Annotated in this window: 5 protein-coding genes; 2 read left to right on the top strand and 3 right to left on the bottom strand. The window is 40.8% G+C overall.

Annotated elements, in window-relative coordinates; translation table 11 throughout:
• Positions 1-558: 558 nt before the first annotated feature.
• Complete coding sequence (gene radA, locus ACZFYI_RS11915; protein WP_462524352.1) at positions 559-1,935, bottom strand: DNA repair protein RadA; 1,377 nt, start codon at positions 1,933-1,935, stop codon at positions 559-561.
• A gap of 370 nt (positions 1,936-2,305) precedes the next feature.
• On the bottom strand, positions 2,306-5,143 hold the full coding sequence (polA, locus tag ACZFYI_RS11920) for a DNA polymerase I (RefSeq protein ID WP_462524353.1): 2,838 nt from the start codon (positions 5,141-5,143) through the stop codon (positions 2,306-2,308).
• A 223-nt stretch (positions 5,144-5,366) separates the two neighbouring features.
• On the opposite strand from polA, the gene ACZFYI_RS11925 reads away from it, so the two are divergent.
• Positions 5,367-5,678, top strand: coding sequence for a hypothetical protein (locus ACZFYI_RS11925; RefSeq protein WP_462524354.1), 312 nt, complete (start codon positions 5,367-5,369; stop codon positions 5,676-5,678).
• 74 nt (positions 5,679-5,752) lie between these two features.
• On the opposite strand, the gene ACZFYI_RS11930 is transcribed toward ACZFYI_RS11925, so the two are convergent.
• A complete protein-coding gene (locus ACZFYI_RS11930) occupies positions 5,753-6,346 on the bottom strand; it encodes a hypothetical protein (protein WP_462524355.1) in 594 nt (197 codons plus the stop codon).
• A gap of 394 nt (positions 6,347-6,740) precedes the next feature.
• Between ACZFYI_RS11930 and ACZFYI_RS11935 the strand changes: the two genes are divergently transcribed.
• On the top strand, positions 6,741-7,886 hold a 1,146-nt coding region (locus ACZFYI_RS11935), incomplete at its 3' end, for a hypothetical protein (RefSeq protein ID WP_462524356.1).

The following is a 7,886-nucleotide window of genomic DNA, read 5'->3' on the forward strand; positions in this document are numbered from 1 at the left end:
AAATTTTTTCAGAATCATCTCAAATCATCTGTGAAAATCCGTGTTCATCTGTGGTAAAGATTTTTTCCCGCAGATAGCGCAGATTGATGCAGAAAAAAAAGAGAATGTGTCCCACGAAGGCGCGAAGACGCAAGCAAAAAATTTACCTCAGAGGACGCGTAGGGAACGGAGAAAAAATTACAATAATATATCACGCAGAGATAAAAGAGCAAAGCCTCTAAGAAATTCACCTTGTGTTCTTGGCGAAACCATTGCGCACATTGGGCTTAAACATGTCCCGCGAAGGCGCGAAGGCGCAAAGAAAAAAACGAAAAAGCCTAAAGGTCTTAAGATGGCCACCTTGTGTTCTTAGCGAAACCATCGCGATCATTGCGGTAAAATTTTTTCAGAATCATCTCAAATCATCTGTGAAAATCCGTGTTCATCTGTGGTTAACTCTGTTTTTCTAGCAAAGAGGATACGGGCACAGAAATCACAGCTTACCTTCAGCATACAGAATTCATCATTTTTCATTCGAATGCCCAAATTAACCTGCTGACAAAATATCGGATAATCAAATTACCCCACCAATCTCTGATACATCTCTTCCAATTTGCTGACAGCGATGACTTGGATCTTGTATTTGTTTACATCCAAACCTTTGATGGCATACTTGGAAACCATGATTCTCTTGAATCCCAATTTCTCTGCTTCAGCAATGCGGTTCTCTACACGGTTGACAGCCCTGATCTCCCCTCCCAATCCTACTTCTCCTGCAAAACAAATGTCTTCCGGTACGGGATTGTCTTCATAGGATGATACCAAAGAAGCGCAGACTGCAAGGTCCAAGGCAGGATCATCCACGCGCATACCACCTGCGACATTGAGAAAAACATCCTGCTGTCCCAAGCGCATGCCCCCTCTTTTTTCCAAAACTGCCAAAAGCATATTCAATCGCTTGGCATCAAAACCGGTACTGCTCCGCTGTGGCGTGCCATAAGTAGCAGGACTCACCAAAGATTGGATTTCTATCAACAGAGGGCGGTTGCCTTCCAGCATCGCACCGATGGCGACACCGTTCAGTACTTCCTCCCTTTGCGTCAGCAAAATCTCAGAAGGATTTGCCACCTGTCGCAAGCCTTCACCACGCATTTCATAGATGCCGAGCTCATTGGTCGAGCCAAACCTGTTTTTGGAAGTGCGGAGAATCCGGTAGGAGAGATGCCTGTCTCCTTCAAACTGTAGCACGGTGTCGACCATATGTTCCAGGACTTTTGGTCCGGCGATGGAACCGTCTTTGGTAATGTGCCCGATCAGGAATACCGGTACGCCTGTTTCCTTGGCAAATTTCATGAGCTCGGCGGTACATTCCCTTACTTGAGAAACCGACCCGGCAGCAGATTCCACATATTGGCTGTGCAAGGTCTGAATCGAGTCAATGATCAACAGTTCAGGTTGGAGGATTTCTATTTGTTGAAAAATCTGTTGGGTATTGGTCTCCGAAAGCACATAACAATTGTCTGATTTAAAAGACATTCGATCAGCACGCATCTTGATCTGGGCTTCACTTTCTTCTCCTGATACGTAGAGAACTTTTAATCCTGGTAGGGAAAGCGCAATCTGCAGCATCAGGGTGGATTTACCGATCCCCGGTTCGCCTCCTATTAGTACCAAAGATCCCGGCACGATCCCACCCCCCAACACCCTGTCCAATTCCGCATCATGGGTCACTGTCCTTGGCATCTCTTCAAAGTTGATTTCAGAGAGGCGCTTTGGTATCGCAGCTCTCTTATCCCTTGCCCCGACAGCTTTCCAATTGCCTTTTCCTGCTTCCTCCTTTTGGATGACTTCCTCTACATAGGTATTCCATTCCCCACAAGCGGGACATTTTCCGATCCATTTGGGGCTTTGTGCGCCACAGTTTTGGCAGAAGAAAGTGGTTTTTGTTTTAGCCATTTTTTAAGATATGAGACATGAGACACAAGACTTGAGACTCGAGACGTGAGACAAGAGACAGTTTTCTAGTGAGTTCAAAATAGTATTAAATTCAAAATTAGGTTTGGAAGTTTTGTGTGGCCAAGGCCAAAATTAATGATTTCCCCTTTTTGGAAAATGTATTCCAATCATTTCGGAAATCTATCTCACATCTCCTGTCTAGCGTCTTATGGCTAATTAAACCTTTCGGAAAATCTATCACAAATCGTATTTCTTGATTTTATTTGGCAATTTTTTTGTTTTTTTCGAATCCGGCATTCTTCATTTTCAATTCAGAATTCATCATTATTTCTCTCACGTCTCAAGTCTCATGTCTATCGTCTCACGTCTATTAATGTGCCTGCAGCCAATCTTTTCCTATTCCGGTTTCAACTTCTAGGGGAACTTCGATTTTGACAGCATTGCACATGAGTTTCGGGATTTCCTTTTGTAGCAGTTCTACCTCGTCTTTGTGAGCATCGAAGACCAATTCGTCATGGACCTGAAGGATCATTTTGGATTTGAGGTTTTCTTTTTTCATCCACCTATAAACATTGATCATGGCGACTTTGATGAGGTCAGCGGCAGATCCTTGGAGTGGGGCATTGATGGCATTCCGCTCGGCAAAGCCACGCATGGTCATGTTTCGGGAATTGATATCTCTCAGGTATCTTCTGCGGCCAAGGATGGTTTCCACATATTCATTTTTTCTGGCTTTTTCGATGGCTCCGTCCATGTATTCCTTTACTGCCGGGAATTCCGCAAAATAAGCATCAATGATTTCTTTGGCTTCTGACCTTGGGATGGCTAAGCGCTGAGAAAGCCCAAATACGGATATGCCATAAATGATCCCAAAATTGGCGGTCTTTGCTTTTCTTCGCATGTCCGTAGTTACTTCTTCCAAGGGAACCTTGAATATCTTGGCGGCAGTGGTAGCATGGATATCCCTTCCCTGCTTGAAAGCTTCGATCATGGAAGCATCCTGGGAAAATGCCGCCATGATGCGTAGCTCGATCTGAGAATAATCTGCTGAAAGAATCACATGATTTTCATCTCTTGGGACAAAAGCCTTTCGGATTTCACGTCCCCGTGCTGTTCTGATCGGAATGTTTTGCAGGTTGGGATTGATGGAGGAAAGCCTTCCTGTGGCGGCAACAAATTGGTTGTAAGTTGTATGTACGCGGCCTGTTTTTGGATTGATCATGGTAGGAAGGGCATCCACGTAGGTGGACTTCAGCTTGACCATCTGACGGTATTCGAGGATAGCCTCGGCGATTTCATGTTCTCCGGCAAGTTTGCTCAAGATCTCTTCCCCGGTGGCATATTGTCCAGTTTTGGTTTTTTTGGCTTTGGGATCAAGTTTGAGTTTCTCAAACAATACATCCCCCAACTGCTTTGGCGAAGCAAGGTTAAACCTTACCCCTGCCAATTCATAGACCCTTTTTTCAATCGCTTTACTTTCTTCTTCCAAAAGGATGGAAAGCTCAGCCAAACTGTCTGTATCTATTTTCACACCCTCAAATTCCATGTCAGTCAGCACCTCGATCAGCGGGTTTTCTACTTCATGAAGGAGTTTTTCCAGACCGTTTTCCTTGATGATGGGGTCAAATTTTTCCTTAAGCTTAAGCGTAATATCCGCATCTTCGGCAGCATAAGGGACGACTTCATCCACTTCCACGTCCCGCATATTGCCCTGGTTTTTTCCTTTTTTCCCGATTAGGGTTTCGATCGAGACTGTTTTGTAACTCAAATACTGCTGTGCCAACCAATCCATAGAATGCTTCCCTTCCGGTTCGATCAGGTAATGAGCCAGCATGGTATCGTATAGTCTGCCTTTGACTTCCATGCCATAGTTTTTCAGTACCAGCATGTCGTATTTGATATTCTGACCTATTTTAGTGATGTTTTCATTTTCAAAAATCCCTTTGAAAAGCTCAAGTTGTTTTCTTGATTCTTCCTGATCTGAAGGAAAAGGGATATAAAAAGCCTCACCCGGTACGTAGGCAAATGACAGCCCCACCAGTTCCGCTTCGTTGGGATTCAGAGAGGTGGTTTCGCTGTCAAAGCAGAATTCACCTTGCAGTTCCAGGTAGGAGATCAATTCCTTGATGGCTGCTTCGCCCTCTACCTTATGGTAATCATTGGCAGTGGTCAGGATGCTGTCATATACTTGGGGAGCAGAAGTTCCTGGGATTTCTTCCTCCTCCAATTCCTCTTCTTCAATGTTTTGGGAAATGGTTTTGGGGGAATCTACCGGTCCAAAGAGCCCAAGCTGCTCATTGGCTTTTGGAGCGGGTTTTTTCATTTTCTCCCCAAATACCCTTTGGGTCAAAGTCCTGAATTCCAATTCAGAGAAAATAGCTTTCAACATCTCCTCATTTGGTCCATCATACCGGAGAGCAACTTCATCGAAATCGACAGGGACATCGATTTTGATGGTAGCCAATTCTTTGGAAAGCAAACCCTGTTGGGCAAAGTTCTCAACGTTTTCCTTTTGCTTGCCCTTGAGTTTGTCGGTGTTTTGAAGCAGTCCTTCAACAGTTCCAAAGTCCTTCAATAATTTTACCGCTGTCTTTTCACCGATTCCCGGGATTCCGGGGATATTGTCAACAGCATCACCCATCAGGCCTAAGATATCCCTGACTTGGTCTACATGCTCGATGTCCCATTTGGCACATACTTCCTTTGGGCCCATGACATCTACACCATTTCCCATAAAGGCAGGCTTATAAAGGAAAATGTGGTCTTCCACGATCTGCCCATAATCCTTGTCTGGGGTCATCATATAGACAATAAAACTTGTTCTCTCAGCTTTTTTGGCAATAGTTCCGATAATGTCATCTGCCTCAAAGCCATCCAATTCCAAGATGGGGATGTTGAACCCTTCCACGATTTTCTTGACCCAAGGGATACCTACTCCAATATCTTCCGGCTGCTCCTGACGGTTGGCTTTATAAGCTTCGAACTGTAAATGCCTGAAGGTAGGCGCCTTGGTATCAAATGCCACAGCGATATGGGTTGGTTTTTCCTTTTCCAATACTTCGAGCAAGGTGTTGGTAAAACCAAGCATAATGCCCGTATTTAAACCTTTGGAATTGATTCGTGGATTTTTACTAAATGCAAAATGGGCTCTGTAAATCAATGCCATGGCATCGAGCAGAAAAAGTTTTTTATCTCCTTTTGGGGACATGAGTCAATTGGGTTGAGGTAGAACTATGTTGACTTTGAAAACCTGTTTTCAAAGAGAGGCTAAATTACAAATAATAATCTTACTGAAAGAACTAAAAATGGGTGGATTGGCCAAACTAAAAAACCGGCTATTCAAAAATTCTGATCGTGTTTTTTATGGAATTTTCGAGGGATAATTATATATTCAAAAAATCTTAAATCAACTCAAACAAAATATTTGGCCTATGAAAAAGTTAATGTACGCCTTGTCTTTTTTAGTGATGTTTTTTGCGTTTGAAATGGATGCTTCCGCAGCCTCCAAAAAAAATGTGAAAGAAGAACTCTCTCCGGAGCAAAAAGAGAGACTTTCTGAAATTGAAAAGAGGGTGGATGAAATCAAAGAGATGGATTTCTCTGAAATGAGCAAGGAAGAAAGAAAAGAAGTTAAAAATGAATTGAAGGACATGAAAGTGGAAGCCAAGCAAATGGGAGGCGGTATTTATCTTTCTGTTGGAGCGATTATCATCATTATTTTACTATTGATCCTTATCTTGTAAAACTACCAAGGTTCAAAAAAAATCCGGCTGGGTGTAAACTCAGCCGGATTTTTTGATTTTAGACTATGTTGGTTTTAATTGGTTTTTCCATTCATGGCATCCACCAATTCCCTTTTGAGTTTTCGTTCTCTTTCCAGGGTATTTTTTCTGTGCTGGTCAAATTCTTCTAAGGCATCAGCCAAGTCTTTTTGTGCTTTTGAAATCAGTTTATGGCTTTGGCTGTATTTGAATAGAAAGAAGAGGAATGCTGCAGTCAGCAAACCAACGATTGTCCACATGAGGTTGCTGTAAGCTGTTTTGGATATGGGCATACCAAAAAACTCAAAATTATCCCTCGCTTCCTCAGCCGTTGCCAAAAGAACTTTGGTATCGGCGATTTCTTTTTCCAGTCCGGCGATTTTGGATTGCTGTTCGCTTAGGTTCTGATTGACAGTGACCAATTGGTTTTTGAACACATTCAGAGAATCTATAACATTGGACTTGAATTTTTCAATACTTGTCTTTTTGATGACTTTATAATCTTGATAATTGTTGGAGGATTTCATCAGAAAGTCAAACTGACTGCTGATACTGCTATTGTCGGATGATGCCGTTGTGTCTGCGCTCTGTCCAAATGAAGGAGCTGACAAAAAAATAATAAAGGCTAGATAGATAAGGGTTTTTTTCATTGAATTGATTGGTTATAACTTTCTTTATTCGATTTTTAACTTTTCCCAGCTGCAAAGATAAGCAATAAATATGCCTGTATATTTATTGAAATCCAAAAAACGATGGTATGAAATGGATTTTCTGACAATACATATCTATCACAATTGCCTATTTTTTATGGAAATCGGATACTTTGATTCAAATTATGTCGATAATGTATCAATTTGAACACATCAACATACTTTATTTCCAGAAAGATAATGATTTTGGGATCAGTAATTTTTTTGACAATTGATAAAAAATATAGAATAGATCAGAGCAGATAATATATCCTTTTTCAAAGAAAATATGTTCATATATTTTTGATTATCAACAGATTTTGTATATTGAATCCTATTTTTAATCATAATTTTAATGGGTCTCAAGAACTTCAAAATATGGGGAGTCTTTTTGGTAGCAATAGTTGCTATTGCCTTTATGCTTTTTCAGCAATCAAACAGCAATAAAAAAGAGCTCGAAGGTCAGGCCATCAGAAATATGGAACTGGTGAAGGGTCATTTTCAATATGCCTTTCAATCTAATCTGGATAAGAAATTGTTTTCCTTACCAAAAGACAGCCTGAGCACAATAGAGCCTTTATTGTTTGATCTAAATATCGAAGGAAATAGGTTGCCTGAATTTAGACTTATCAAAAAACCCGCCTTGCTATCGATCCCGCTTTCTGATCTATTTATCAAAGTTGACAAGCATTTGTTCTTCGAAAAAATTTTTCTGACAGACACCTCCGGAAAAGTCATATATCCTCAAAATGAGGTGGGGAAGATATTACCCGAATTCGATAATATCGAATCAGAACCTTTTAGGCTGCCGGTAATCAAGCATGAAATCATCTATAAAGATGAGTCTTACCTACTCTATTTTACTCCTGTCGTAGTTGAAAACATGAGATTTTTTATGGCAGGTGTTATCAAAAAATCATATTATGATTCAATAGGCCGCCGAGTTGATTTTTCCAACCTTACAATTTTGGTTTTTTTACTTGCAGTTATGCTTTTTTCACTTCCTATAATATCTGTATTTGGATTACAACATGGTGACAAACTTACCAAAAACAGGGTATACAATGTGGGGCTTTCTTTGGTAGGGATTATGGTAATCTTAGGATTTGGTTTTTCTTTTTTCAAAAACCACCACCCGATCAGTCATGAAGACCATCACAAAAGTATTGAGGATATACAAAATAATTACAGGGACTTTTTGGATGATAAAAATGAGATCATTGATTCAGGGAATTTCCAAGAAAAGGAATTTAATGAATACGTCTTGATCCAAGAAAACGGACTAATTGATTCCATGTTTTATAGTAACGGAGATACGATATTGCCTAAGGGAATCAAGCTGGATAAAAGGAAGTATTTCCAATATTTTGTTGAAAAACCTGGTGAACCGAAATTTATTCCAGAAAAAAACCAAAAGAAATATATCGGTTCACATTACTTTCTCAATAGTGCACTATTGGAATCTGTTATCAGTAAATTGGATACACAACAAAACTGGCTT

Source organism: Aquiflexum sp., assembly GCF_977115555.1.

Coding starts and splice junctions, on each gene's coding strand:
- radA (WP_462524352.1), bottom strand. CDS start 1,935: ATGGCTAAAACAAAAACCACTTTCTTCTGCCAAAACTGTGGCGCACAA.
- polA (WP_462524353.1), bottom strand. CDS start 5,143: ATGTCCCCAAAAGGAGATAAAAAACTTTTTCTGCTCGATGCCATGGCA.
- ACZFYI_RS11930 (WP_462524355.1), bottom strand. CDS start 6,346: ATGAAAAAAACCCTTATCTATCTAGCCTTTATTATTTTTTTGTCAGCT.
- ACZFYI_RS11925 (WP_462524354.1), top strand. CDS start 5,367: ATGAAAAAGTTAATGTACGCCTTGTCTTTTTTAGTGATGTTTTTTGCG.